This window comes from Pseudomonas chlororaphis subsp. aurantiaca, assembly GCF_013466605.1.
Classification (GTDB): domain Bacteria; phylum Pseudomonadota; class Gammaproteobacteria; order Pseudomonadales; family Pseudomonadaceae; genus Aquipseudomonas; species Aquipseudomonas chlororaphis_I.
The window spans coordinates 4,159,743-4,184,331 of the sequence record NZ_CP059162.1 but is presented as its reverse complement, the minus strand read 5'-3'; the positions used below and the strand labels follow the sequence as shown (position 1 = coordinate 4,184,331).

General features: G+C 64.8%; 24 protein-coding genes. 14 read left to right on the top strand and 10 right to left on the bottom strand.

Going from position 1 to position 24,589, the window contains the following annotated elements:
- Window positions 1-25: 25 nt before the first annotated feature.
- Window positions 26-526: a DUF3916 domain-containing protein gene (locus H0I86_RS18820; RefSeq protein WP_028682184.1), complete on the bottom strand. Its 501-nt coding sequence runs from the start codon at window positions 524-526 to the stop codon at window positions 26-28.
- Window positions 527-1,227: 701 nt separating this feature from the next.
- Here H0I86_RS18820 and H0I86_RS18815 point away from each other — a divergent pair.
- The 8 genes from H0I86_RS18815 to H0I86_RS18780 all read left to right on the top strand — a co-directional run bounded on the left by H0I86_RS18815 (window position 1,228) and on the right by H0I86_RS18780 (window position 11,889).
- Window positions 1,228-3,819 (top strand): EAL domain-containing protein, encoded by a 2,592-nt coding sequence (locus H0I86_RS18815; RefSeq protein ID WP_258019342.1) that lies wholly within the window; start codon window positions 1,228-1,230, stop codon window positions 3,817-3,819.
- A gap of 415 nt (window positions 3,820-4,234) precedes the next feature.
- A complete protein-coding gene (locus tag H0I86_RS18810; protein ID WP_180925872.1) occupies window positions 4,235-5,788 on the top strand; it encodes an amino acid permease in 1,554 nt (517 codons plus the stop codon).
- Window positions 5,788-7,077, top strand: a complete 1,290-nt coding sequence (locus H0I86_RS18805; protein ID WP_180921657.1) for an NAD(P)/FAD-dependent oxidoreductase — start codon at window positions 5,788-5,790, stop codon at window positions 7,075-7,077. The genes H0I86_RS18810 and H0I86_RS18805 overlap by 1 nt, the downstream gene beginning before the upstream one ends.
- Window positions 7,078-7,286: 209 nt before the next feature.
- Window positions 7,287-8,483 (top strand): enoyl-ACP reductase FabV, encoded by a 1,197-nt coding sequence (gene fabV / locus H0I86_RS18800; protein WP_016704607.1) that lies wholly within the window; start codon window positions 7,287-7,289, stop codon window positions 8,481-8,483.
- 169 nt (window positions 8,484-8,652) lie between these two features.
- Window positions 8,653-9,585, top strand: a complete 933-nt coding sequence (gene nudK / locus H0I86_RS18795; protein ID WP_180921656.1) for a GDP-mannose pyrophosphatase NudK — start codon at window positions 8,653-8,655, stop codon at window positions 9,583-9,585.
- Between the two features lie 202 nt (window positions 9,586-9,787).
- A complete protein-coding gene (locus tag H0I86_RS18790; RefSeq protein ID WP_009048660.1) occupies window positions 9,788-10,174 on the top strand; it encodes an EF-hand domain-containing protein in 387 nt (128 codons plus the stop codon).
- Between the two features lie 64 nt (window positions 10,175-10,238).
- Window positions 10,239-11,135, top strand: coding sequence for an HvfB family MNIO-type RiPP peptide maturase (locus tag H0I86_RS18785; protein ID WP_258019341.1), 897 nt, complete (start codon window positions 10,239-10,241; stop codon window positions 11,133-11,135).
- A complete protein-coding gene (locus H0I86_RS18780) occupies window positions 11,128-11,889 on the top strand; it encodes an HvfC family RiPP maturation protein (protein ID WP_180921655.1) in 762 nt (253 codons plus the stop codon). Before H0I86_RS18785 ends, H0I86_RS18780 begins: the two co-directional genes overlap by 8 nt.
- 143 nt (window positions 11,890-12,032) lie before the next feature.
- On the opposite strand, the gene H0I86_RS18775 is transcribed toward H0I86_RS18780, so the two are convergent.
- The 4 genes from H0I86_RS18775 to H0I86_RS18760 all read right to left on the bottom strand — a co-directional run bounded on the left by H0I86_RS18775 (window position 12,033) and on the right by H0I86_RS18760 (window position 15,443).
- On the bottom strand, window positions 12,033-12,539 hold the full coding sequence (locus H0I86_RS18775) for an HvfX family Cu-binding RiPP maturation protein (RefSeq protein ID WP_180921654.1): 507 nt from the start codon (window positions 12,537-12,539) through the stop codon (window positions 12,033-12,035).
- 95 nt (window positions 12,540-12,634) lie between these two features.
- Window positions 12,635-13,270: a hypothetical protein gene (locus H0I86_RS18770; RefSeq protein ID WP_180921653.1), complete on the bottom strand. Its 636-nt coding sequence runs from the start codon at window positions 13,268-13,270 to the stop codon at window positions 12,635-12,637.
- A 116-nt stretch (window positions 13,271-13,386) separates the two neighbouring features.
- Window positions 13,387-14,706 carry an ATP-binding protein gene (locus tag H0I86_RS18765; RefSeq protein WP_180921652.1) on the bottom strand — a complete coding sequence of 440 codons (1,320 nt, stop codon included), beginning with the start codon at window positions 14,704-14,706 and terminating at the stop codon, window positions 13,387-13,389.
- Window positions 14,703-15,443 carry a response regulator gene (locus H0I86_RS18760; RefSeq protein ID WP_009048666.1) on the bottom strand — a complete coding sequence of 247 codons (741 nt, stop codon included), beginning with the start codon at window positions 15,441-15,443 and terminating at the stop codon, window positions 14,703-14,705. Before H0I86_RS18760 ends, H0I86_RS18765 begins: the two co-directional genes overlap by 4 nt.
- Before the next feature lie 293 nt (window positions 15,444-15,736).
- Between H0I86_RS18760 and H0I86_RS18755 the strand changes: the two genes are divergently transcribed.
- The 3 genes from H0I86_RS18755 to H0I86_RS18745 all read left to right on the top strand — a co-directional run bounded on the left by H0I86_RS18755 (window position 15,737) and on the right by H0I86_RS18745 (window position 17,589).
- Entirely contained in the window at window positions 15,737-16,000 is a 264-nt protein-coding gene (locus H0I86_RS18755) for a DUF2790 domain-containing protein (RefSeq protein ID WP_180921651.1), read from the top strand.
- A 44-nt stretch (window positions 16,001-16,044) separates the two neighbouring features.
- Complete coding sequence (locus H0I86_RS18750) at window positions 16,045-16,296, top strand: hypothetical protein (protein WP_180921650.1); 252 nt, start codon at window positions 16,045-16,047, stop codon at window positions 16,294-16,296.
- Window positions 16,297-16,368: 72 nt separating this feature from the next.
- Complete coding sequence (locus H0I86_RS18745; RefSeq protein ID WP_180921649.1) at window positions 16,369-17,589, top strand: cytochrome c biogenesis protein DipZ; 1,221 nt, start codon at window positions 16,369-16,371, stop codon at window positions 17,587-17,589.
- 197 nt (window positions 17,590-17,786) lie between these two features.
- Here H0I86_RS18745 and H0I86_RS18740 read toward each other — a convergent pair whose 3' ends face one another.
- Complete coding sequence (locus tag H0I86_RS18740) at window positions 17,787-18,098, bottom strand: AzlD domain-containing protein (protein WP_009043562.1); 312 nt, start codon at window positions 18,096-18,098, stop codon at window positions 17,787-17,789.
- Window positions 18,098-18,796, bottom strand: a complete 699-nt coding sequence (locus H0I86_RS18735; protein WP_180921648.1) for an AzlC family ABC transporter permease — start codon at window positions 18,794-18,796, stop codon at window positions 18,098-18,100. The genes H0I86_RS18740 and H0I86_RS18735 overlap by 1 nt, the downstream gene beginning before the upstream one ends.
- A 340-nt stretch (window positions 18,797-19,136) precedes the next feature.
- Here H0I86_RS18735 and H0I86_RS18730 point away from each other — a divergent pair, with 340 nt between their 5' ends.
- From H0I86_RS18730 to H0I86_RS18720, 3 genes are all read left to right on the top strand, one after another.
- Complete coding sequence (locus H0I86_RS18730) at window positions 19,137-19,793, top strand: ribonuclease T2 family protein (protein WP_180921647.1); 657 nt, start codon at window positions 19,137-19,139, stop codon at window positions 19,791-19,793.
- Between the two features lie 86 nt (window positions 19,794-19,879).
- A complete protein-coding gene (locus tag H0I86_RS18725) occupies window positions 19,880-20,800 on the top strand; it encodes a pyridoxal-phosphate dependent enzyme (protein ID WP_180921646.1) in 921 nt (306 codons plus the stop codon).
- A gap of 57 nt (window positions 20,801-20,857) precedes the next feature.
- Entirely contained in the window at window positions 20,858-21,487 is a 630-nt protein-coding gene (locus H0I86_RS18720) for a LysE family translocator (protein WP_180921645.1), read from the top strand.
- A 187-nt stretch (window positions 21,488-21,674) separates the two neighbouring features.
- Here the strand turns inward: H0I86_RS18720 and H0I86_RS18715 are convergent, their stop codons facing one another.
- From H0I86_RS18715 to H0I86_RS18705, 3 genes are all read right to left on the bottom strand, one after another.
- Window positions 21,675-22,460, bottom strand: coding sequence for a PA4824 family protein (locus H0I86_RS18715; protein ID WP_180921644.1), 786 nt, complete (start codon window positions 22,458-22,460; stop codon window positions 21,675-21,677).
- A gap of 71 nt (window positions 22,461-22,531) precedes the next feature.
- A complete protein-coding gene (locus H0I86_RS18710; protein WP_180921643.1) occupies window positions 22,532-22,885 on the bottom strand; it encodes a DUF2493 domain-containing protein in 354 nt (117 codons plus the stop codon).
- Entirely contained in the window at window positions 22,873-24,582 is a 1,710-nt protein-coding gene (locus H0I86_RS18705; RefSeq protein ID WP_180921642.1) for a Na/Pi cotransporter family protein, read from the bottom strand. Before H0I86_RS18705 ends, H0I86_RS18710 begins: the two co-directional genes overlap by 13 nt.
- Window positions 24,583-24,589 lie beyond the last annotated feature (7 nt).

The following is a 24,589-nucleotide window of genomic DNA, read 5'->3' as shown; positions in this document are numbered from 1 at the left end:
AGGGCCTGTTCCTGAACTGCGTTGATCAGGCACGCTCTCCAATACACCACCACTGAACTTCAACCTCATCATCGCTTTGGGTTACATCATGCCCATGTTCGATGAATGACTCGGGTATATCCAGGGCAAGCTTGTGGCTCAGGCTTATTGGAGCGAGCGAATTATGCTGCCCCAGAAAACTCAGGTAGTACTCACGGTCATAGAACACCGTTACTTCACTTTGGTGCAGCCAGGGCCATACCAGTAGGCAGGCGACGCGGTAGTAGCCCTGGCTGCGATCCGCAGCGCGGGAAAGATGGTTCGCTGCTTCGAGCAGTTGCTGAACGCAAAACGCCTGCAATTCGATACGTGCCTGCGGACCTTCAACGAGGGTATTGAGCACTGGAATTTTCCAGTGCGTGTAGCGCTGGCGTTCATCAATGTGAGGATAGAACTCACCGCTAAAGCCCGCGGCCCAGTACTCCAATGCACGGAGACGGCGGGGGATGCCTCGGAGTTTTTTGTTACTGAGGAGTAATCTTCGCAAGGGATGTCCTTATGCTGTGCGGGGACACTGACGGTTTGGGTACTCATTGTAAGCTGCTAAACGATCAGCGTTTTCGGGAGTTGATATTGGAAATATCCGCTCTTGAAAGCTGCCCGGCATGGGCTTTCATTTCTGACGGTTTGCGCAAATAGCCTGATGTTTTTCTGTGTGGTTCGACATCCTTTTTAGCGATCCCGGAAACGTTCCGACCACAATCCCTGCTTCATCCATACCCAAAATACGAGCAGCAAAAAACTTGAAATAGCTCGGCGAAATCACCCTATAAGCCGTCCGCCCCTCTTCTCTGCATTCTGGCGGCAACCGTCGGGCGTCCATCAGTTGCAGTTCATCTGCTGTCCAGTGGTCTCACGAACAGGTCTGGCTTTTCGTGAAGCCCTGAAAATCTGGCACATCGGACAACCCGCTGACTAAAGTGCCCTCCACAAGCGGACACTACGGATTGCATGGCCTTGGCGAGGGCCGGGGGGCAGGGCGGAGTTCGCACGGTTTTCCATGGCCCTGTCACTTCGCGGCTATTCTCTAATTTCAGGTCGATGGCCTAAAAGATCCATGTCCACGCCTATGGCCTGATGTCCTGCTCGCCCGGGTAAACGCGTGTTTCTCAGCCTCGCTGAGCCGTATCGGGTGTTGCTTCGAGGACCGGCCCCCTCCAGTTCGAGGGTTCTTGATGGCGCTTCACCGTGATCAGGGACGATGACCGTGATGGCATGCATGCAGTGGCGGCAATGGATATGAGCGTCGGGTCAACGACCGGAGAAGAGGCGGCGGACTTTTTCGCGCAGACCCTGGAACAGGCCAACGATGCCGTGGTGATCATCGACGATCGCAACCAGGTGGTGTTCTTCAATGCGGCGGCCGAGCGTTTCTGGGGCTGTCAACGGCGCGAGGTGTTGGGCAGCGAGGTCGGCACGCTGGTGCCGATCCCCATCCGCTCGCGGAACGACGGCGAGACCGGGGTCAACAAGATCATCGGCACCAGCCGCGATGTGTGCATTACACGCAAGGATGGCGAAGAACGCTGGGGCGCGATGGCGATCTCGAAAATCACCCTGCAGGGGCGCATTCTCTATGCCGCCTTTTTCAAGGACGTGACCCAGACGCGGCTCAAGGATATCGAGCAGCGCCTGCTGTCGATGTCGGTCAACGCCAGCAGCTCGGCCACCTGCATCGTCGACGCCGACGGCCGGCTGATCTACATCAACGACGGGCTGGTGCGCTTGCTGGGGTATTCCCGCGAGGAGTTGCTGGAGCGCTCGCCGCAGATGTTCTTCGTCGCCGATACCCCGGGGGCGGCCCAGGCCGACGAGCTGCAACTGGAGAGCATCCTCAGTGGCCAGCCCCATGAAGCCTGCGGCCTGGTCAGCAAGCGCAACGGCCAGCGGCTGTGGGTGCATGTCTGCTCGGCGCCGGTGTTCGACGCCGGGGGGCGGATCGGCAACATCGTCATCGTGTTCACCGACATCACCCGTTCCAGGCTGCCCGAAGTGCTGCAGGACAAGGTCATAGGCGCCCTGTTGCAAGAGCAACCCCTGGAGCGCGTGTTGACCCTGCTGTGCCAGGAAATCGAGCGCCTGGCGCCGGAGGTCGTCGTCTCGATCCTCGGCGTGGACGAACAGGGGCTGCTGCATCACCTGGCCAGCCCCGGCCTGCCGGCCGATTACGCCAGGGCCATGGAGGGGCTGCCGATCGGGCTCGCTGCCGGCTCCTGCGGCACCGCGGCCTTTCGCGGCGAGCCGGCGCTGGTCACCGATATCGACACCGATCCGCTGTGGGCCGATTACCGCTGGCTGGCGCAGCAGGCCGGGGTGCGGGCCTGTTGGTCGATGCCGGTGCGCAACAGCGGCGGCAGGGTCTGCGCAACCTTTGCCCTGTATTTCCGGGAGAGCCGCAAGCCCGATACCACCCATGCCCATCTGATCATGACCGGGACCCACCTGTGCATGCTGGCCCTGGAGCGCGAGGAGGCGCGTCAGTCGATCCAGCGCATGGCCTTGTCCGATGCCCTGACCGGCTTGCCCAATCGCAGTTCCCTGCTGGCCGAGGCCAACCGCAGCCTCGCCGAGGTCGCCCTGGAGCAGGGTGAGCTGGCGGTGCTGTATGTCGACCTGGACCGCTTCAAGCAGGTCAACGATGCCCTGGGGCATGCCTCGGGCGATGAGCTGCTTAAGGTCATGGCGCAACGGCTGCGCAGCGTGCTGCGCGAGTCGGACATCGTCGGGCGGCTGTCGGGCGATGAGTTCGTGCTGGTGCTGCCACGGATGAACGCTGCCCGGGTCACGGCCTTTATCGAGCGCCTGATGCTGACCCTGGGCGCCCCGGCCGATATTGCCGGGACCGCCATGGTTCCTTCGGCCAGCGTCGGTGTCAGCCTGTACCCCAGCGACGGCCAGGATATGGAAAGCCTGCTGCATTGCGCCGATATCGCCATGTACCAGGCCAAGCGTACCGAGCGCGGCGGTTTCAGGTTCTTCCTCGAGGAGATGGACCAGACCGTCCAGCAGCGCCTGCAACTGGAGACGGCGCTGCGCCAGGCCCTGACCAGCGACGGCCTGCACCTGGTCTATCAACCGCAGATCGACTTGCGCAGCAACGGCCTGGTCGGGGTCGAGGCGCTGGCGCGCTGGGAGCACCCGAGCCTGGGCACTATCGCGCCCGCGCAATTCATCGCGCTGGCCGAGGAGTGCGGGTTGATCAACTACCTCAGCCAGTGGGTGCTATGCGAGGCCTGCGAGCAACTGGCGCGCTGGCGCCGATCGGGAATCCGGGTGCCGTCCATCTCGGTCAACCTGTCGCCGATCAACTTCCATAACTTCAACCTGGCGGCGCTGATCGCCCGTCAGTTGCAGCGCTGCGGCCTGCAGCCGGCGGACCTGTGCGTGGAGGTCACGGAGGGCGTGTTCCTGTGCAGCAATCCGACTACCGAGCAGACCCTTCAGGACCTGCACACCCTGGGCGTGCGCCTGGCCATCGATGACTTTGGCGCGGGATATTCCAGCCTCGGCTATCTGCGGCGCTTGCCGATCAGCGAACTGAAGCTGGACCAGAGCTTCGTCGAGGAGCTGGAGCACGACGCCACTTGCCGCGCCTTGAGCGAGGCGGTCATCGGCATCGGCAAGGGCCTGTCCCTGCGGGTGGCCGCCGAGGGCATCGAACACGCCGCGCAGCGCGACATTCTTCAAGCGCGGGGCTATGACGTGGGGCAGGGCCAGCTGTTTTCCTCGCCCATGCCGGCCCGGGTGTTCGGGCAGTGGTTTGTTGGTTGGCACCGTTAGCTGGCGAGGCGATTCGGGCCTGCACCTTCGTCAAAGATCAAGGCCTGCCCGGCGCCAGGAACGCGCTTGGCTATTTGAAGAGTATTTTCTTTAGTTAAAGTTATTAGCGTGTAGGAAACTTCTATTTTTCTCCGTGAAAACCAACTAATCCTGACAGGGTTTTAGTTATGGTCTGTGGGCGGATAGCACTTTGCTAGTGTGTCGATTTTTTAAAACTTTTAACCGCAGGCGTATTCCCTGAGCGACTGATGTGATGCTGGAAAATCATTTGTCAGCGGTATTTTTGTGGGCTTTAGTGGGGAAGGAAAACAATCCAGGGACACTGCCATACCGCGTGAGTCAACTCATCGGTGGCTTAAATATAATAAAAAGGTGATCCATGACAGACTCCACAAAAGTGCCGGGTGCGTGCGACATGACCGGCGATTTTCACAGCGAGAAAACCACCGGCGGACTGAAACGAACCCTCACGCCCCGGCACCTGAGCATGATCGCCATTGGCGGCAGCATCGGCACCGGGCTGTTCGTTGCCTCGGGCTCGACCATTGCCCAGTCTGGGCCGGGTGGAGCGCTGCTGGCCTTTGTGGTCATCGGCGCCATGGTGTTCTTTCTGATGACCAGCCTCGGTGAACTGGCGTCCTGCATGCCGGTCACCGGTTCGTTCTCGACTTATGCTTCCAAGTATGTCGATGAAAGTTTCGGCTTCGCACTGGGCTGGAACTACTGGTATGCCTGGGCGGTGACCATTGCGGTCGACTTGGTGGCTGCGCAGATCATCATGGCTTATTGGTTTCCGGATGTGCCGGGGTATATCTGGAGTGCGGGTTTTCTATTGATCATCACCGCGCTCAATATGGCTTCGGTGCGCCTGTTCGGTGAGTCCGAATATTGGTTCGCCCTGATTAAAGTCATCACTATCCTGCTGTTTATCACGGTGGGCATTCTGATGCTGTTCGGCATTCTCAGCGGCGGCGAAAATGCCGGCCCCAGGCTCTGGTTGATTGGCGATGCGCCCGTTGTCGGCGGCCTGGGGGCCCTGGTCGGGGTGGCGATGATCGTGGGGTTTTCGTTCCAGGGCACCGAGTTCGTCGGTATCGCCGCCGGTGAGACCCGGGACCCCGGGAAAAACGTGCCGCGCGCGGTGCGGCAGATCTTCTGGCGGATCCTGCTGTTCTACGTGCTGACCATCCTGATCATCGGCCTGTTGATTCCCTACAATGACCCCAGCCTATTGCGCAATGGGGTGTCCGATATCCGGGTCAGCCCCTTTACCCTGATCTTCGAGCGGGCCGACATGCTCGGCGCGGCCGCGGTGATGAACGCGGTGATCCTGACGTCGGTGCTGTCCGCCGGGAACTCCGGCATGTATGCCTCCTCGCGGATGCTCTACAGCCTGGCCCTGGAAGGCAAGGCGCCGGCGATCTTCGCCCGTTTGAGCGCATCCGGCACCCCGCGATGGGCGCTGCTGGCCACCGCCACGGTGGCGGCCCTGTGCTTCCTGACCTTCATTTTCAGCCCGGGGCAGATCTATAACTGGCTGCTCAACACCTCGGGCATGCTCGGTTTTATCGCCTGGTTGGGCATTGCGGTCAGCCACTACCGGTTTCGCCGCGGCTATGTGCGCCAGGGCAACGACCTGGGCAATCTGCCCTATGTGTCGCGGTTCTTTCCGTTCGGGCCGATTTTCGCCTTTGTCCTGTGCCTGTTCGTCACCCTGGGGCAGAACTATCAAGCCCTGCTCGGCGACTCGATCGATTGGGCCGGGCTGACCGCCACCTACATTGGCCTGGTGCTGTTCCTGGTGATCTGGCTGGCGCACAAAGTCGTCAGTGGGTCCAGGTTCGTCCGGTTCGATGACATGAGTTTTTCAATGATTCGCAGCAAGTCCGAACGTTACCTGCCAGGGGAATCGGCGATGAATGAGGATGTGGGGCTTCCTGTGCGAATGACCCAGGTCGGAGCCAAGTGATGAGTCAGGATTTTCTCGAAAGTTATTACGAAGCCACGGTCCAGAGGACCGCCTATCCGGCGCTCGACGGCCGGGTGGAGACCCGGGTGTGCATTCTGGGCGGCGGGCTGGCCGGGCTTTGCACGGCGCTGGGTTTGGCCGAGCGCGGGGTGACCGACGTGGTGGTCCTCGAGTCGCACACCGTGGGGCACGGCGCTTCGGGGCGCAACGGCGGTTTTGTGTTCGGCGGCTACTGCCTGGGCAATGCCGAGTTGCTCAAGACCCTGGGCCGCGAGGAAGCGCGGCGGCTCTACCGGCTGACCATCGATGCGGTCGACCTGATTCGCCAGCGCGTCCGGCAATACGGCATCCAGTGCGACCTGACCGACAGGGGCGTGCTGCTGGCCAACTGGTTCAACGACCCGGCGCGCCTGGAAAAACCCCGGCAGTTGATGAAGGAGGCCTATGGCGTCGACTGGCAGTACGTGCCGCCGGGCGAGTTGCGGGAAAAGCTCAAGACCGAGCGCTACTTTGGCGCCTTGTTCGAGAGCAACGCCTTTCACTTCCACCCGCTCAAGTATGTGTATGGCGTGGCCGCGGCTGTCGCTGGCTACGGCATCGATATCCACGAACACTCCGTGGCCCTGGCGATCGAGCGGCAGGGCGGCAAGTACCTGGTCAAGACCGCGGGCGGCGAGGTGCTCGCCGAGCAGGTGGTGTTCGCCGCGGGTGGGTATGCCCGCGGGCTGTATCGCCCGGTGGAGCGGGCGACGCTGCCGATTGCCACCTATGTGGTGGCGACCGAGCCCCTGGGCGAGGCGCTGAAGGATTCGATCAACTGCGAGTCGGCCATTTACGACACCCGCTTTGCCTTCGACTACTACCGCCCGCTGGCGGACAGCCGGATCCTCTGGGGCGGACGCATTTCCATCCTCAACCGTGGCCCGCAGGCGATCGCCGGCTTGCTCAAAGCCGACCTGGTCACGGTCTACCCGCAACTGGCCGATGTGGAGATCGAGTATGCCTGGGGCGGGCTGATGAGCTACGGCCGCCAGCAGATGGCGCAGATCGGCCGGGACGACAACGGCGTGTGGCATGCCGTGGGGTTCGGCGGTCACGGCATGGCCCCGACCACGGTGGCGGGGGAGGTGCTGGCGGATGCCATCGCCAAGGCCATCCCCATTCCCCAGGGCTTTGGCCGGTTCGGCCTGGTGCCCACCTTTGGTCTCGCCGGCCTGGTCGCGGCGCAGGCGACCTACACCGCCTATCAGGCCCTGGATGCCTACGATGCCCACCGTTTGAACAAATGACCGCAGCTTTTCCCACGCCGTACAGGCCATGGAGCAATCTCAGCGTTTTCTGGCCCAAACCCCGGAATGAACTTATGCTGGCGGGCAAATCTGCACTCATTGAAAACCCAAGGCGTGACGCGAGGACGTTCCGAGCGTCTACGACTTGAACAAGTGACGCTGCTGCAGCCCGTATTGGCTCTTGGCATATTGAAATTGGGAGATTGTGTATGGTCATCAAACCCCGCGTTCGCGGCTTTATCTGTGTGACGACCCACCCGGTCGGTTGCGAAGCCAACGTCAAGCAACAGATCGACTACGTCACCGAACAAGGCACCATCGACGCTGGGCCAAAGAACGTACTGGTGCTCGGCGCTTCCACCGGCTACGGCCTGGCCGCACGTATCACCGCCGCCTTCGGTTGCGGCGCCAACACCCTGGGTGTGTTCTTCGAGCGCGGCAGCGTTGACGGCAAGCTCGGCACCGCCGGCTGGTACAACACCGCGGCCTTCCACAAGTTCGCCGAAGAAAAAGGCCTGTACGCCAAGAGCATCAACGGCGACGCCTTCTCCGACGAAGTGAAGCGCCAGACCATCGAAACCATCAAGCGCGACCTGGGCAAGATCGACCTGGTGGTCTACAGCCTGGCCGCTCCGCGTCGCACCCACCCGAAAACCGGCGAAGTCCTGAGCTCGACCCTCAAGCCGCTGGGCAAATCGGTGACCCTGCGCGGTGTCGACACCGACAAGGAAATCGTTAAAGAAACCACCCTGCAGCCAGCCACCCAGGAAGAAATCGATGGCACCGTAGCGGTGATGGGCGGCGAAGACTGGCAGATGTGGATCGACGCGCTGCACGAAGCCGGTGTACTGGCCGAAGGCGCGAAAACCACCGCCTTCACCTACCTGGGCGAGAAGCTGACCCACGACATCTACTGGAACGGTTCCATCGGCGAAGCCAAGAAGGACCTGGACCAGAAAGTCATCGGCATCCGCAAGGAACTGTCGGACCTGGGCGGCGACGCGCGGGTATCGGTGCTCAAGGCCGTGGTGACCCAGGCCAGCTCGGCGATCCCGATCATGCCGCTGTACCTGTCGCTGTTGTTCAAGGTCATGAAAGAGCAGGGCAGTCACGAAGGTTGCATCGAGCAGGTCTACGGTCTGTACAAGGACAGCCTGTACAACCCGAACCCGATCATCGACCAGGAAGGCCGCCTGCGTGCCGACTACAAGGAACTGGAACCTGCCGTCCAGGACCGGGTGAAGCAGCTGTGGGATGAAGTCACCAGCGAAAACCTCTACCAGATGACCGACTTCGCCGGCTACAAGCAGGAATTCCTGCGCCTGTTCGGCTTCGAGATCGACGGCGTCGACTACGAAGCCGATGTCGATCCGGACGTGAAGATCGCCAACCTGATCCAGGTGTAAGCGAGCTTACTGCGTCATCGCCAACGCCCCTCTCCTGAGGGGCGTTGTCGTTTCTGCCCGGGTCGTTCGCACATTCAGGCCGGCGCCTGTCAAAGGTCGGCTTGGGCCGGGATCGACATCCGGCGCATCACTCGTGTTGAATGTCGCCCAATTGCCAAGGGGGAAGACCATGCAAGCCGCACCCGTGCGCATCACCGCCGAGGAGATGCTCTCCGACAACTGGTACCTGCTGAAGAAATACAGCTTCGACCTGCAACGCCGCGACGGCAGCTGGCAGGCGCAGACCCGCGAGGTCTACGACCGCGGCAATGGCGCGACCATCCTGCTGTACAACCGCGAGCGGCGCACGGTGCTGCTGATCCGCCAGTTCCGCATGCCGACCTACGTCAACGATCACAGCGGCTACCTGATCGAGACCGCCGCCGGCCTGCTGGACAATGCCAGCCCGGAAGCACGCATCCGCCTGGAAGCCGAGGAGGAAACCGGCTACCGCGTCGGCGCGGTGGAGAAGGTCTATGAAGCCTTCATGAGCCCAGGCTCGGTCACCGAGCGCATCCACTTTTTCATCGGCGAGTATTCCCCCGACGACCGCATCGGCGACGGTGGCGGCCTGGAAGAAGAGGGCGAGGACATCGAGGTGCTGGAGCTGGGTTACCAGCAGGCGCTGGATATGGTGCGCAGCGGCGAGATCGTCGACGGCAAGACCATCATGCTCCTGCAATACCTGGAGCTGCGCCTGATGCCGTCGCGCCACCTGACGATCCTGGTGGCCGCGCCCCGGTACTCGGGGGCAGAAGATCCAGCGGCGCTGGCGCGGCAGGTCGCCAGCCTGGATGACTGTGCCGCGCGGCTGTTCGAGGCCGGGCACAGCCCCGTGTTCGGCCAGTGGCTGGGCTTGGCGGCGGCGGACTCGAGCGCTGCCGGCGAGCCAGGCGCCCGGTTCCAGGAGCGTGCGCAACAGCAGTTGCAGCGTTGCGACGCGTTGTTGCGCATCGGCGGCGCCTGCGCCAGTGCCGATGCCCTGGTCGCGATGGGCGAGCGCCTGGGCCTGCCGGTCTACCGTTCGCTGCAGGACATCCCGCAGTGCAATCCGGCCAGTTGAGCCCGCGTTCAGCAGGCCGGCTGGCCGACGGCCTTGTATCGGAGTGTGTATCGGCCCGGTGCCGATACACCTGCTTATCCTGGCGCCGGTTGCGCACACAACCCGGATACACCCCGAGGATTAACTACGTCCACCCGCCAGCACCGAGCTTCTCGGTGTCGGTGGCGGGACCCGTTAATCAATCCATCGAAGGGGTATCAGCATGTTCAAACTCTCCAACGTTTCCAACGTCGCGCTCGGCCTGGCACTGGTCGGCGGCCTGGGACTGTCCACCGCCGCTTCGGCACTGAGCATGACCGAGCTGTCCCAGGGCTATACCCTGGCCGCGGCCGACGGGGTCAAGACCTCCACCGAAGGCAAGTGCGGCGAAGACAAGTTCGCCAAGACCGACACTAACCACGACGGCAAGGTGTCCCGCGAGGAGTTCATCGCCGCCGCCCCCGAGCGCGCCGCCGAGTTCGACAAGATCGACGCCAACCACGATGGCGCCATCAGCCTGAGCGAAGCCAAGCAGTACCTGGCGGCCAAGGCCGGTTCGGCCGAAGGCAAGTGTGGCGAAGGCAAATGCGGTGCGGCGATCGAGTCCTGATCGACGGTGGCGGGGGGCACTCAGGTGCCCCCCGTTTTTTTCCGGGGCAACCAGGAGACGGACCATGCCTCCCTCAATACCACCCTGCAACATCCCATCAACCGCCCAGGCCCCGCGGCCGCCCGTTTCGGCAGCCGTGGGGCTTGGCTTGCGTCGAGCCTTGCTCGACGCATTGAATACGGCGCCTGCGGGCGCTTTTGATTTTCTGGAGCTGGCGCCGGAAAACTGGATCGGCATCGGCGGTGCCCATGGCGCTGCGTTGCGCGCCCTGGCCGAACGTTACCCGTTGAGCTGCCACGGGCTGTCGTTGTCCCTCGGCGGCCCGGCGCCGCTGGACCTGGGGTTCCTGCGGGAAGTGCGGCAGTTCCTCGAGCGCTTTAAGGTGCCGCTGTACAGCGAACACCTGAGCTACTGCGGCGACGACGGGCACCTCTACGACCTGTTGCCGCTGCCGTTCACCGAAGAGGCGGTGCGCCATGTCGCGGCGCGCATCCGCCAGGCCCAGGATGTGCTGGGCCGGCGCCTGGCGGTGGAGAACGTCTCGTACTACGCCGCGCCACGCCAGGACATGGACGAGCTGGCCTTCACCAACGCGGTGCTGGCCGAAGCCGATTGCGAGCTGTTGCTGGACGTCAACAACCTCTACGTCAACTCGGTGAACCACGGCTTCGAGCCCCAGGCCTTTCTCGCCGGCCTGCCGCCGGAGCGGGTGGTGGCGATGCATGTGGCCGGGCACTACGACCAGTCCGACAGCCTGAAGATCGACACCCATGGCGCGCCGGTCAAAGCGGCGATCTGGGACTTGCTGGCGCGCGCCTACCAGCTGTTTGGCGTGCAGCCGACCCTGCTGGAGCGGGACTTCAACTTCCCGCCATTCGCCGAACTGCTGGGCGAGCTGGACAGCATCCGCCGGTTGCAGGCCGATGCCTGTCAGGCACAGGGGAGGCTGGCCCATGGATAAGCCGCTGATTGCCCTCGACACTCAGCAACAGGCCCTGACCGCCTACCTGCGCGACCCCGAGCACCGCGCGCCGCCCGCCGGGATGGACCGCGCGCGGGTGGAGATTTACCGCGAGCTGGTGTTCGACAACCTGCTGTCGTTGCTCGGCAATACCTTCCCGGTGTTGCGCTCGATACTCGGCGAGGCGGACTGGCGCCGGCTGCTGCGGGTGTTCCTGCGCGAGCACCGTTGCGCCACGCCGAAGTTCGGCGAGATCGCCGGCGAGTTCGTGGCCTGGATGGCTTCCGCGCCCGCCGCTTTGCAGGACGCCAGCTGGCCGGCCTTTATGCTCGAGCTGAGCCATTACGAGTGGATCGAAATGGCCCTGCAACAGGCCGAGTCCGAACCGCTGCCGGCCAGTGACCCGGAGCGGCTGCTGACCCAGCCCTTGCGCCTGTCGCCCCTGGCCTGGCCGCTGGCCTACGCCTGGCCGGTGCAGCGCCTGGGCCCGGCCCGGCGTCCCAGCGAGCCCGGGGCTGCACCGACCTTGCTGCTGATCCGCCGCGATGTCGACTACCGGGTGCACTTCTCCGAACTCAGCCCGCTGGCCTGGCGCCTGCTGGAGCGTATCGAGGCCTTTCCCCAACTCCACGGTCGCGACCAGTTGCAAGGCCTGGCCCGGGAGGCGGGTATCGACGACCTCGAGGCCTTTCTCGCCAATGGCCAGAGCCTGTTGCGACAGCTGCACGACCAAGGCGTTATCGGCCCTGTGTAGCCGCTGGCGCAGCCTGCGCCCGGCTGCGCCGCCGATCGCAGGCTGCGCCAGCGGCTACAGGGAGATGCGCCTGTTATCGAACTTCCACCCCACATAAACACCAAAGCCGCAGCTCAAGCTGCGGCTTTTTTTGCCTCGAGGCATCAGCGCCCGTGGCGCAGGCGCCCGATCAATGTATCCAGGCTGAGCTTGCCCGGGCCCTGGAACAGCAACGGCAGCAGCGCCGCCAGGTAGATCACCGGCAGTTTGAAGTTGCCGTGGCCCTTGTTGCTGATGGCGTAACCCTGGGCCAGCTCGCTCAGGCTCGACCAGTCCGCCGGCCAGTGCACGGCGGCGGTGGCAACCAGCGTGACCACAATCAGCACCAGCGCGGCGAAGCGGGTGCCCAGGCCCAGCAGCAGCGCCAGGGCGCACAGCAGCTCGGCCCACATCGACAGCTGCCAGTTCAGGCGCGCCGGCAGCTGGTCGAAGGGAAACGGGAAGGCGGACTGGATCTGCTGGAACCAGTTTTCACCCTGCCATTTTTCCAGGCCCGATTCGAAGAACTCCCAGGCCAGCAACAGGCGCAGGCTGAGGAGCGCGACCCAGGGGGACAGGCGATTGAGCTGGCGTTGCAGCCCGTCGAGGGCGGACGAAAGCGTGAGGATCATGGGTGGGTCTCCTGTGCAAAGTGAGGGTATTACAAAAGCGGCGCTGCCTGCGGCGTCGATCGCAGCCTGCGGCAGCGGCTACAGGGCGGTTGAATTCAGCGCGGGCTCAGGGCCTGGCGTTGCCGGCGTTTGTTGGCCTGGGCCAGCTTGCCCAGCAGGTTGATCGTCATGGCCGAGCAGGTGATGGCGAAGGGCAGCAGGTACCAGGCGCTCAGCGGAATGCGCTTGAAATTGGAGTAGGCGAATATCGTCGCGATCACCCACATGCCGGTGGTGTGCAGGCGTTTCCAGGCGACACGGCTGAGCAGCGAGGCCGGGCCTTTGAACGAGGTCAGGGTCAGCAGCAGGATAAACAGGTAACCCACGGACCCGGGCAGATTGCCCAGGGTGCTGCGGCCGGGCCAGAACTCCGGGTTCAGTTGCCCGTAGCTGTAGATCAGCAGCGCGTGAACCAGGTGCGAGAAGGCGAACGCCAGGCCGATGAAACGGCGCTCGCGCACCAGTGCCTGGCCCAGCGGCGAGGGTAGCAGCACGGCGAATGCCGAGGCGGTGAAGGCCAGCAGAAACAGCACGAAGGACGAGCGCGCGGTGGCGCGGATGGCGCTGCGGGTGGCCTCGACCAGGTCCGGCTCGAGCTGCAGGATCAGCGCGGTCATCAGCAGCACGACGGCGGCCAGCAGACTGAACAGCCGCCAGCCGTGGAAACGCGAGGGGAGGGATTGAGTGGGCATGAGAGGCTCCTTGAGGTTGGGCGCCGCTGTCGCGGCGCGTCCCGGGAGTCTTGCAAGGCCGTGTATATCGGCTGTGTCGGCAAAGGGCGGTTATGTATGCCTGTGTAGCAAAGCGTTCAGAGACTGGCCTTGCCGCTGACCAGGATCAGTTCGGCGCACAGGCCGCCCCCTTCGCGATTGCTCAGGCGCAGCGAGCCGCCCAGGGCCACCGCCAGTTGCTGGGCGATGGCCAGGCCCAGGCCGGTGCCGCCGGTGTCGCGGTTGCGCGAGCTTTCCACCCGATAGAACGGCTTGAGCACTTCGGCCAGCTGCTCTTCGCTGATCCCCGGGCCACGGTCCAGGACCTTGACCGACAGGCGGTCGCCGGCCTGCGCCTGGACTTCGATCCGCGCCGCGCCGGAGAACTTCAGCGCGTTGTCCACCAGGTTCACCAGGACCCGGCGCAAGGCGTGGGGGCGGGTGTCGATCAGCGCGCCGTTCTTGCCCGCCAGCTCGACGTCCTGGCCGGTGTCCTGGTAGTCGAACACCAGGCTGTCGAGAAACGCATCCAGGTCGATCCGGCAACTGGCCTCGGTGGCGCCATGGATGCTGCGGGCATAGGCCACGCCCTCGCGCACCAGGTGCTCCATTTCACTCAGGTCGTTCCACAGTTTGTCCTTCTCGGCGGAGTCGTCCATGAACTCGGCGCGCAGTTTCATGCGGGTGATCGGCGTCTGCAGGTCGTGGGAGATCGCCGCCAGCAGTTGCATGCGTTCCTTGAGGTAGGCGCCGATCCGCGCCTGCAGGGCGTTGAAGGCCTTGGCCGCGTGCACCACTTCGATCGGGCCCTTTTCGTCCAGGTGCACGCCGTGGGTATTGGGGTCGAGGCTGTCCACCGCCTGGGCCAGCCGGGTCAGCGGGCGCACGGCGATGCGCACCGCCAGCCAGGCGCAGAGGATCAACACCAGCAACTGCCCCAATAGCACCGCCGGCAGCCAGGGCGACATCGGCATCAGCGCCGGGCGCACGTCGATGGTCACCGGGCTGCCGTCGGCCAGGCGCAGGTGGGCCTGATAGTGCTGGCGCGGGCCGGGAATGTTGTTGAATGCCAGCTCGTAGTCGCGGCCGAGGGCGTTCTTGATCGAGTACACCGAGACCGGTACATCCTCGCCGTCCAGGGGCTGGCCGGGTTCGCCGGCGCTGAGCAGGTAGCCATAGTTGCGCCGTTGCAGGCGTTGCAGCCAGGCGGGGCGCTCGGCGGCGGGCAGGCGGTCGAGGATGGCGATGGAGGTCGAGACGTCGCTCTCCAGGTTGCCGAGCATGGTCATCTTCGCGCTCTGGTAGCGCTCGTAGGACTGCGCGGCGAACGACAGGCCCTGGGCCAGCGCCAGGCCGACCAGGAAAATCAGCGACAGCCGCGAGGCGAGGGTGTGCGGCCAGTGCAGCGCAAGCTTCATGACGCGGCCTCGAGGATCTCCACCGGCAGCGAGAATACATAGCCCTCGCTGCGCACGGTCTTGATGTAGGCCGGTTCGCGGGCGTCGTCCAGCAGGCGCTGGCGCAGGCGGCTGACCAGCAGGTCGATGGAGCGGTCGAACAGGTCGGCGTCGCGGCCCTGGGTCAGGTTGAGCAACTGGTCGCGGTTGAGCACCCGTTGCGGATGGTCGAGAAACACCCGCAGCAGCCGGTATTCGGCGCCGCTCAGGGCGACCATGGTGCCGTCCTGGTCCAGCAGGTGGCGTGCGGTGGTGTCCAGGCGCCAGCGGCCGAAGCCCAGCAGGCGGCCGCTCTCGGTGACCACCAGGTTCGGCGGCAGCATGCGCGTGCGGCGCAGCACGGCATTGATTCGCGCCAGCAGTTCGCGGGCGGCGAAGGGCTTGACCAGGTAATCGTCGGCGCCCATCTCCAGGCCGATGATGCGGTCGGTCTCGTCGTTGCGCGCGGTGAGCATCAGCACCGGCGTGGCCTTGTGCTTGCCGGCGCGCAGCTCGCGGCACAGCAGCAGGCCATCGTCGCCGGGCAGCATGATGTCGAGCACGATCAGGTCCACCGGGGTGGTTTCCAGGAAGCTGCGCATCTGCCGGCCGTCGGCCACTACCGTGGTGCGCAGGCCGTTCTTCTTCAGGTAGTTGCCTACCAGCTCTCTGATTTCGCGGTCGTCATCGACTATCAATACGTGATCGACATGATCCATGGGGCTGCCTCTGTATAGGGTCGTGCTGCCTAGTCTATAGGGCCCGGGCGGGCCTGCCTGCGGGCTTTTGTATTGCAGTGTATCTGGCGCCTGGCTGAACACACGGCGATGCAAAACAAGGTTTTTCCGACGCTTTTGTATCGCTCTGTATCCCCCGGCGGCGTGGATACGCAGGGAGACCGCAAGGGCGGTTCGCCGACACAAGCGCGATACCTCCCGCGCATTCAATGGGCTCCATCGAGGCACAGCTACTGCCTCGCCACCCAAACCCATTGTCGCCCGAGGAACACATCATGAAACGCACCGCCCTCTACGCCGCCTGCCTGTTCGCCGCCCTGAACATCTGCACCCTGTCGGCCCGCGCCGAAAGCACCGTGCAGGCCCAAACCTACAGCTACGGCACCCAGCTGGATATCCAGAAAGTCCTGTCGATGACCGAAGACGCCGAGCCGACCTGCGGCGTGGTCAATGCGCGCATGACCTACCTTGATTCCCAGGGCCGCACCCAGGCCCTGGATTACCGCAAGTTCGCCAATAACTGTAACGACGGCAACTGAACACACTCCCTGTCCTATCACCTGTTCGCCATGAGGATTCGCCCATGAACGCCCTGAAAAGTTGCCTGCTTGCCCTGACCTTGACCCTGGCCGGCGTGGCCGTGGATGCCAGCGCCGCCGACTCATCCTGCTCGACCTGCTTCCAGCTCAGCCCGCTTTCAAGTGCCAGCCCCTTGAAGCCTGCCGCCTTGAAAGCGAGCACCTTGAAAGCCAGCACCTTGCAGCCGCACAACTGGCTGGCCGAAGGCGGCTACGAGCGCACCCCGCAGGGGATGCACGCCGACAACCAGGCCTGAACCGGGCCTGCCACCCCTGAATACGCCCGCCGCCGATGGCGGGCGGGACATTGACCGATCACAGGTGATGCCATGTTGCTCATTGCGTTTCTCGGCGGGGTCCTGACCATCCTCAGCCCCTGCATTCTTCCGGTGGTGCCGTTCCTGTTCGCCCGGGCCGACCGCTCGCGCGGCTCGGTGCTGCTGACCCTCGGCGGCATGGCGCTGACCTTTGCCCTGGTGTCGAGCCTGGCGGTGGTCAGCAGCGACTGGATCGTCCGCGCCAATGGCATCGGGCGCCAGCTGGCGCTGGTCGTGCTGGGGTTGTTCGCGCTGTCGCTGATCTTCGCCCGCTTCGGCAACTGGCTGGCGCGGCCCTGGGTCAGCCTGGGCAATCGCCTGGATGGCCTGCGCCTGGACCGGGCGCGCCAGCTTTCCGGGCCGTTGGCGGCGCTGCTGCTCGGGGTGGCCACAGGCTTGCTCTGGGCGCCCTGTGCCGGGCCGATTCTCGGGGTGATCCTGACCGGCGCCATGCTGCAAGGGGCGAGCGCCCAGACCAGCCTGTTGCTGCTGGCCTACGGCCTGGGCAGTGCCTTGTCCCTGGGGCTGTTGATCTTCGCCGGAAGAGGGCTGGTCAACCGGCTCAAGCCGTCCCTGCCGGCCACCGCCTGGTTGCGTCGCGCCGCCGGTTGCCTGGTGTTGCTGGCGGCCGTGGCGATCGGCAGCGGGGTGGACAACCGCCTGCTGGCCAGCACTTCATCGCAAGGCGGCGCGGCCCTCGAACAAGGCCTGCTGAAGACCGTGCCCAAGGCCCTGGATTACCTGATCGACAAGGCCGGCGCTGCACCCGCCGAGACGCTGCCGAGCAAAGGCCCGATGCCTTCGTTGAATGGCGCGGTGCAATGGCTGAATTCGCCGCCGCTGGACGCCGAAGCCCTGCGCGGCAAGGTGGTGCTGGTGGACTTCTGGACCTACGACTGCATCAACTGCCAGCACAGCCTGCCCTATGTGAACGCCTGGGCGAAAAAATATGCCAAGGACGGGCTGGTGGTGATCGGCGTGCACACCCCGGAGTACGCCTTCGAAAAGGTCATCGACAACGTCAAGGCCCAGGTGCGCAAGCTGGATATCGGTTACCCGGTGGCCATCGACAACGACTACGCGATCTGGCGTGCCTTCGACAACCAGTACTGGCCGGCCCACTACTTTATCGACGCCCGCGGGCAGGTGCGCTACAGCCACTTTGGCGAGGGCAGTTACGAGGCGCAGGAGCAGGTGATCCAGCAGTTGTTGCGGGAGGCCAAGGCGTCGTAATGGGGGCGTCAGCGGTCGGTGGTTCGCGAGGCGGTGTGTTCAGTTGCACCGCGTCGCCCCCATCGCCGGCAAGCCTGGCTCCTACAGAAGCAGAGACCAGCAGTGAACATTGGCTTCTGCTTCTGTAGGAGCGCAGCTTGCGCGCGAGGCGTCGCACCAGGCACACCGCGTGGTGCCTGTCACCAGCAAACTGGCTCTTACAACCACCACCGCAGCAGGAAAAAGAACGCCATGCTCAGCAGCATGCTGACCAGGGTGTTGCGGGTGTAGATCACCAGGACGATGGCCACCAGCGAGCTGATCAGGTACGGATTGTCATACGCCAGGTTCAGCTGGTGCTCGGGCATGAACACGATCGGCCCGCAGATCGCCGTGAGCATGCCCGGTACGGCAAACCCGAGGAATTGCCGGGCGTTGCTGCTCAGGCGCACCGGCAGGCGCGGTTCGAGAAACACATAGCGGTTGAGAAACACCAGCAAGCCCATGCCGAAAATCACTGCCCAGACCATCATGTGCGCTCCCGGTAGAACTTGTTGCAGAGAAAACCCGCGGTCATGCCCAGCAGGCCCGACAGCACCAGGGCCGAGCCCCATTGCCAGTAACTCAGCAGCACCGAGCAGAACAGCGACACCGCCACGCAGACCACGGTCGGCACGTTGCGCACCAACGGGGTGATCAGGGCGATAAAGGTCGCGGCGATGGAGAAGTCCAGGCCCAGGTGTTCGAGCCCGGGAATGGCGCGCCCGAGAACGATGCCGGCCAGGGTGAACAGGTTCCAGGCGATGTAGAAGGTCAGGCCCACGCCGAGGGCGTACCAGCGGTCGAACTGCTGCTTGTCGTGCTGGCTGGTCAGGGCGAACAGCTCATCGGTGAGCAGGAAGCCCAGGCCGACCCGCCAGCGCCCCGGCAGCGGCGAAATCACCGAACGCAGGCTCATGCCGTATAGCAGGTGCTGGGAGGTCAGCAGCAGGGTGGTGAGCAGGATCGAGAAGATCCCCGCGCTGCCCTTGAGCATGCCGATCGCCACCAGTTGCGCGGCGCCGGCGAAGACGATGCTCGACAAGCCCTGGCCTTGCAGGGGCGTGAGATTGGCCTCGATGGCCATGGAACCCGCCAGCAGGCCCCAGGGCGCGGTGGCCAGGGACAGCGGCATGATGGCAACGGCGCCGCGCAGGAATGCGGCGCGGGGAAGAAGAACGCTGGACATGACAGCCTGCAATCAAGGAACGGAAACCGACTGTGCCAGCCCACGACAGGAATGGCTTGAACGATCTTGCGCACTTGGCGCCAACGATCGTTATTTCGTTCACCCGCAGCCGCTTCTGTAGGAGCCATAAATCCGGTCATTCCGTAGACGCTGCCCGCTGGCCATGGCGCCAACCCGATCTGTCTGCTAAAACGCTTCGCTAGCATCGGCCAGCTTCCCCGTGGGGGAGGCGGCCTGTCATCTTCCTGCAACAGCCCCGTGCCAAGAAAGGGGGCTGGCCGATACCGGCCAGGTCACTACGGGGTCGTTCACCTACCGCCCCATCCCAAGGAGAGGGTCTATGAGAAAACTTTTCGCAACCGCGGCGCTGGCCGCGCTGATGATCTGCACCGTCGGTGTCGGCCAGGCACGGGAGGCGCGGCAGCAGCGCGACTCGGTCGCCGGGGTGTTCGACTACTACCTGTTGTCGCTGTCCTGGTCGCCGACCTTTTGCCTGACCCATCCGGAAAACGAGCAGTGCTCCGGCAAGGGCTACGGTTTTGTCCTGCATGGCCTGTGGCCGCAATACGCCAAGGGCGGCTGGCCGGAATCCTGCCCGCCCTTGACCCCGCTGACCGCCGAAGAGCGGGCCAAGGGCCTGACTATGTTCCCGACTGGCAAGCTGCTGGAGCATGAATGGAGCAAGCACGGCACCTGCAGCGGGCTGGGCGCCATGGGTTACCTGGAGACCTCCGACCAGGCCCTGGGCAAGGTGAAGATTCCTGAAGTACTGGAACCTTCGATCACCGTGCATTACTTCGAGGCCCGGGAGATCGAGCAGTTGTTTCGCCAGGCCAACCCGGGTATTCCCGAAAAGGGCGTAGCGGTGTTGTGCAGCGGTCCGGAACTCTCCGAAGTGCGGGTCTGCCTGGACAAGAACCTGGGCTTCGGGGCCTGCGGCAAGGGCGTGCGCACCCAGTGCCGCAAAGGCGACATTCGCGTACCGCCGATTCGCTGACCGGCGAGCGGCCAGGGGGAGGGCGGCATAGGCAGGCCTGAGCATCTATGGTTGCAAGACGCCCGTCTTCCTCCAAGGAGCCCATGATGCTGCATATCCGCACCCCCCTGATCCTGCATCCCGGGTTGTCCACGGCCACCCGGCGCATCTGGCTCAAGCTGGAAAACCTGCAACCCAGTGGCTCGTTCAAGATGCGTGGCCTGGGCCTGCTCTGCTCCCAGGCCGCGCAGCAGGGCAAGCGCCGCGTGGTCTGTCCCTCCGGCGGCAATGCCGGGCTGGCCACGGCGATGGCGGCGGCCAGCCTCGGCCTGCAAGCCTGCATCGTGGTGCCGCAGACCACCCCACAAACCACCCGCGAACGCATCGCCCGGACCGGCGCCGAGGTGCTGGTGCACGGCAAGGTCTGGGACCAGGCCAACGAGCGTGCGCTGCAACTGAGCAGCGATGCCGACAGTGAATACGTGCCGGCCTTCGACCACCCGGTGTTGTGGCAAGGGCACAGCAGCATGGTCGATGAAATCCTCGAAGACTGTCCGCAGGTCGACACCATAGTTGCGTCGGTGGGCGGCGGTGGCTTGCTGGCCGGTATCCTCACCGGCCTGTTGCGCCATCAGCGCCAGGACTGCCGGATCATCGCCTGCGAAACCACCGGCAGCGCTTCCTTTGCCGCGGGGCTGGCGGCCGGGCACCCGGTCAAGTTGGCGAAGATCGACACCGTCGCCAGTTCCCTCGGCGCGGCCCAGGTGGCGGCCTGGCCGTTGCAGCAGATCCAGGGCTTTCCCTATCAGTCGCTGGTGTTGTCGGATGCCGAGGCGATCCTCGGTGTAGTGCGTTATGCCGACGATCTGCGGCAGTTGGTGGAACCGGCCTGCGGCGTTTCGCTGGCGGTGGCCTACCTCGATCACCCGGCCATCGCCGCGGCGCGGGACGTGGTGATCGTGGTGTGCGGCGGCGTCAGTATCAGCGCCCGCCAGGTGGCGGACTGGGGCGCGTCGCTGCCGGGCTGAAAGCCCCTGGTGTATGCTGGCCGACCTGTTGTACCTGTGGTTTTAAGGAGGGTTCGGATGGACGCCACCACATTGTTTCTGTACGTCGTCACCGTCAGCGCGGTGATGATGACCCCGGGGCCGTCGATGCTGCTGGCTCTCAATAACGGTGCCACCCATGGTATGCGCATCGCCGGTTGCGGCATGGCTGGCGCGATGCTGTCCGACCTGCTGCTGATCGGTGCGGTGGGCTGCGGCCTGGGTGCGTTGCTGCAAGCCTCCGAGCAGTTGTTCTCCCTGGTCAAGTGGGGCGGTGCTGCGTATCTGCTGTACCTGGCGTGGGTGCTGTGGAAGGCACCGACCCAGGCTCTGGCCGCGCAGACACGCGGCAGTGCCAGCAGCGGGCGCGGCGCGTTTGTGCGGTCGTTGCTGGTGGGGTTGTCGAACCCCAAGGGGCTGCTGTTTTTTTCGGCCTTCCTGCCGCAGTTCGTGCGTCCCGACCAGCCGGTGGCGCAGCAGTACCTGATCCTGGCGCTGGTCAGCACGGCGATCAATTGCGTGATGATGGCGACCTACGCCTTTGGCGGGCGCTATGCCATGCGCACCTTCTCCGCGCGGGTGATGCTGTGGATCAACCGCAGTTGTGCCGGCATGCTCGCAGTCCTGGCGGTGGGCCTGAGCCTGTATCGGCGCAGCGATATACGCTGAGGCTGCATTGACCCGATAGACAGGCGTCCTGCTTCTGTAGGAGCAGCCGGTCGACGCTCGATTGCTGGCGATAGATACGCTGCGGTACATCTGACACGGCGCTTCGCGAGCAAGCTTGGCTCCTACAGAAGCTGCCTTCGCGCAGCTTGTGCGTGAAGCGGTGTGTCAGGTACACCGCCAGAAGCCTCTAGAACCTCAAGGTCGCGCCGCTGGTCAGCCAGCGGTCGCGGCCTTCGTTCAGTTGGCCGCCCAGCACCAGGTCGAGGTCCAGGTTCGCCCCCAGATGCAAGCGTGGCCCGGCTTGCCAGGCCTGTTCGCCGCCGCGCTGGCCGTAGCGTTCGGCGACCAGGGTCAGGCGTTCGCCCAGGTCGTATTCCAAGCCGCTGCCCCAGGTCCAGCGATGGTTCTGCTGGCCGTCGTCATAGGTGTGGGCCCAGCCGGCGTTGAAGTTCAGGCGCAGGCTTTGCAGGGGCTGGTAGGTCAGCGGCAGGCTGATGTCGCCACCGTCGAACGAGTGGCCGCGGTCGAGGGCGAAATGCGCGGACGTCGCCAGCGCCAGTTGCAGGCCCAGGTCTTCGCGGTTCCACAGTTGCGCCTTGAGTTGCGGGCTCAGCTGGGTTTCGCCGTGGCCGTCCTCGCGGCTGCGCTCGATGGTGGCACCCACCTGCAACCAGGGCAGGCCGGCGAAGGTACAGGCCGGGGAGAATACCGCGCCATGGTTGGAACCCTGGTGGCGCAGGCTCTGGTACCAGAGATCCAGGTTGCATTCCCCCGGTGCGTTGATCGCGCCGTCGTCCACCACATAGGCGCCGCCCGCGGCGTTGGCCTTGGCGACCAGGGTCAGCAGGCCGATCAGGCTCAGGGTAATGGTGACGAACATCAGGTTGCGTCGCAGCATGCGCCGTTTCGCCGGGGGCAGGTCGCGGGTGAGGCTGGCGAAGCGGTTATTGCGCGAAGGGTTGTACTTGGACATGGCGGTTCTCGCTAAGGCATGGGAAGCGGTCGCGCTGCGCGGGCCGCTCCGTGGTCGAGTGGGGAAAAGGGTCATTGCCAGTCGCCCACTGACAGGGTCTGGATGCCGGCGGCCCTGGCCAGGGCCACCAGCTCTTCGGTGTCGTCGCCGCCGGGCAGGGCGATGACCAGGTCGGGCCGGCTGTCACGCAGCATGAAGGCGTTGCGCAGGCGTTCGGCGAACTTGCCGTGCAGCTGCCAGTTGGCCGGGTAACGCACGATGTCGGCGCCGATCTCCCGGCCCCAGTCTTCTATCTCCGCGCCGAGGAACTGGCTGCCGCCGTGGATCAGCACCTGCACTTCATGCAGGCGCTGAAAGGCGTCGAGTACCCGCCGGCACAGCTGGACGTCGGCGTAATGGCGCCCCGCGCAGATCAGGACACGCATCGTGCGCGCTCCTGCGCCGTCGGCTGGATGCTCAACGGGTTGTCCAGCAGCACATCGCCCAGCTCGGCGTTATCCAGGTCGCGCTCGCCGGCCCGCTCCAGCGCCGGATAGGCCAGGGCCGCGATGTGATGGTGCACGCGCCGGTAGTCGCGCAGCACCCGCTGGAAAATGTCGCCGGACTCGGCCCAGGCCGTGCGGTCTTCGCGCAGGCTGCGAAAGTGCTCGCGGCTGGCGTCGGCTTCCAGCCGCCTGACCAGTTCCTTGCGGTTCACCAGTTGGTGGGCGTTGGCCAGGTCTTCGCGCAGGAATACCGTGATCGCCAGGCTCAGGCTGTCCACCACGGCCTGGTGCAAGGGCTCGATGCAGTCCAGTTCGAACACCGAGAACTGCTCGCCACGCCGCAGCCGGCGCGCCGCCAGTTGGGTCAGGCTGCTGGAGAGGATGTCGCCGGCGTGTTCCAGGTTGATCACGAACAGCAGGGTTTCCTGGGCGCGGTCGGCGTCCTGGTCGCTGATGCCGTCCTGGCCGATATCCGCCAGGTAGGCGCGGATCGCGGCGCTGAGCAGGTCCAGCGACTGGTCGATGCGCCGCACTTCATCGGCACCGGCCGGGGTCGAGGCCTGGAACAGGCGCAGCACCCGGTCGAGCATCAGCGACAGCATGTCGGCCAGGCGCAGGGCTTCGCGGGCGGCGTTGGACAGGCCGATATTGGCCACCGCCAGGCCGGCTTCGTCCAGGTAGTGGGGCATGCCCGGGTCGACGTCGCGCGGCGGCTCCGGCAGCAGGCGGTTGAGCAAGGTTGCCATGGGCCCGGTCAGGCCGATGAACAACAGCGCCAGCACCAGGTTGAACAGGCTGTGCAGGTAGACCACCTGCAGGCTGGCATCGAGAGCGGCGACCGGCGCGCTCTGGGCGATCCAGGGCAGGCACGGCAGCAGCACGGCGGCGCCGCTGAGACGTACCAGCAGATTGCCCAGGGGCAGGCGCCGGGCGACGCTGGAATCGGCGTTCAGCAGCGACGGCAGGGCGCCGCCGATATTGATCCCCAGCACCAGGGCCATGGCGGTCACCGACGACAGCAGCCCGGTGGCGGCCAGGGACGCCACCAGCAGCACCACGGCGACGCTGGAATGGCACAGCCAGGTCAGCAGCGCCGCCGCCAGCAGGGCGATCAGCAGGTCGCCGTCGAGGCCTCGCATCAGCGCGGCGAACACCGGCGTGCCTTCCACTTCGCCTAAGGTAGCGCCGAGCATGCGCAGGGCCAGCAGCATCAGCCCCAGGCCGATCAGCGCGCAGCCGAGGCTTTCAAAGCGCGAGTCGTCGCGCAGGCGGAACACGATAAAGCCCGCCAGCAACACCAGCGGCGTGAGGATCGAGATATCGACGCTGAGCAGTTGCACCACCAGGGTCGAGCCGATATTGGCCCCGAGCATCACCGCCAGCGCGGGGGCCAGCCCCAGGGTGCCGGTGGCGGTAAAGGAGCTGGCCATCAGGCTCACCGCGGTGCTGCTTTGCAGGACCCCGGTGATGGCGATGCCGGACAGCAGGGCCATCCAGCGGTTGTTCAGGTGCTGCCCCAGCCACTGGCGCAACCGGGTGCCGAAGCCGCGCAGCAGCGCCGAGGAAATCATCTGGGTGCCCCACAGCAGCAGGGCGATGGAGCCGGCGAGGTTGATCAGCAGAGTAGTTCCCGACATGAGGACT

Coding starts and splice junctions, on each gene's coding strand:
- H0I86_RS18770 (WP_180921653.1), bottom strand. CDS start 13,270: ATGCCCACTCAATCCCTCCCCTCGCGTTTCCACGGCTGGCGGCTGTTC.
- nudK (WP_180921656.1), top strand. CDS start 8,653: ATGCAAGCCGCACCCGTGCGCATCACCGCCGAGGAGATGCTCTCCGAC.
- H0I86_RS18750 (WP_180921650.1), top strand. CDS start 16,045: ATGAACGCCCTGAAAAGTTGCCTGCTTGCCCTGACCTTGACCCTGGCC.
- H0I86_RS18740 (WP_009043562.1), bottom strand. CDS start 18,098: ATGGTCTGGGCAGTGATTTTCGGCATGGGCTTGCTGGTGTTTCTCAAC.
- H0I86_RS18730 (WP_180921647.1), top strand. CDS start 19,137: ATGAGAAAACTTTTCGCAACCGCGGCGCTGGCCGCGCTGATGATCTGC.
- H0I86_RS18810 (WP_180925872.1), top strand. CDS start 4,235: ATGACCGGCGATTTTCACAGCGAGAAAACCACCGGCGGACTGAAACGA.
- H0I86_RS18715 (WP_180921644.1), bottom strand. CDS start 22,460: ATGTCCAAGTACAACCCTTCGCGCAATAACCGCTTCGCCAGCCTCACC.
- H0I86_RS18790 (WP_009048660.1), top strand. CDS start 9,788: ATGTTCAAACTCTCCAACGTTTCCAACGTCGCGCTCGGCCTGGCACTG.
- H0I86_RS18710 (WP_180921643.1), bottom strand. CDS start 22,885: ATGCGTGTCCTGATCTGCGCGGGGCGCCATTACGCCGACGTCCAGCTG.
- H0I86_RS18765 (WP_180921652.1), bottom strand. CDS start 14,706: ATGAAGCTTGCGCTGCACTGGCCGCACACCCTCGCCTCGCGGCTGTCG.
- H0I86_RS18775 (WP_180921654.1), bottom strand. CDS start 12,539: ATGATCCTCACGCTTTCGTCCGCCCTCGACGGGCTGCAACGCCAGCTC.
- H0I86_RS18745 (WP_180921649.1), top strand. CDS start 16,369: ATGTTGCTCATTGCGTTTCTCGGCGGGGTCCTGACCATCCTCAGCCCC.
- H0I86_RS18780 (WP_180921655.1), top strand. CDS start 11,128: ATGGATAAGCCGCTGATTGCCCTCGACACTCAGCAACAGGCCCTGACC.
- fabV (WP_016704607.1), top strand. CDS start 7,287: ATGGTCATCAAACCCCGCGTTCGCGGCTTTATCTGTGTGACGACCCAC.
- H0I86_RS18785 (WP_258019341.1), top strand. CDS start 10,239: ATGCCTCCCTCAATACCACCCTGCAACATCCCATCAACCGCCCAGGCC.
- H0I86_RS18705 (WP_180921642.1), bottom strand. CDS start 24,582: ATGTCGGGAACTACTCTGCTGATCAACCTCGCCGGCTCCATCGCCCTG.
- H0I86_RS18805 (WP_180921657.1), top strand. CDS start 5,788: ATGAGTCAGGATTTTCTCGAAAGTTATTACGAAGCCACGGTCCAGAGG.
- H0I86_RS18720 (WP_180921645.1), top strand. CDS start 20,858: ATGGACGCCACCACATTGTTTCTGTACGTCGTCACCGTCAGCGCGGTG.
- H0I86_RS18735 (WP_180921648.1), bottom strand. CDS start 18,796: ATGTCCAGCGTTCTTCTTCCCCGCGCCGCATTCCTGCGCGGCGCCGTT.
- H0I86_RS18760 (WP_009048666.1), bottom strand. CDS start 15,443: ATGGATCATGTCGATCACGTATTGATAGTCGATGACGACCGCGAAATC.
- H0I86_RS18755 (WP_180921651.1), top strand. CDS start 15,737: ATGAAACGCACCGCCCTCTACGCCGCCTGCCTGTTCGCCGCCCTGAAC.
- H0I86_RS18725 (WP_180921646.1), top strand. CDS start 19,880: ATGCTGCATATCCGCACCCCCCTGATCCTGCATCCCGGGTTGTCCACG.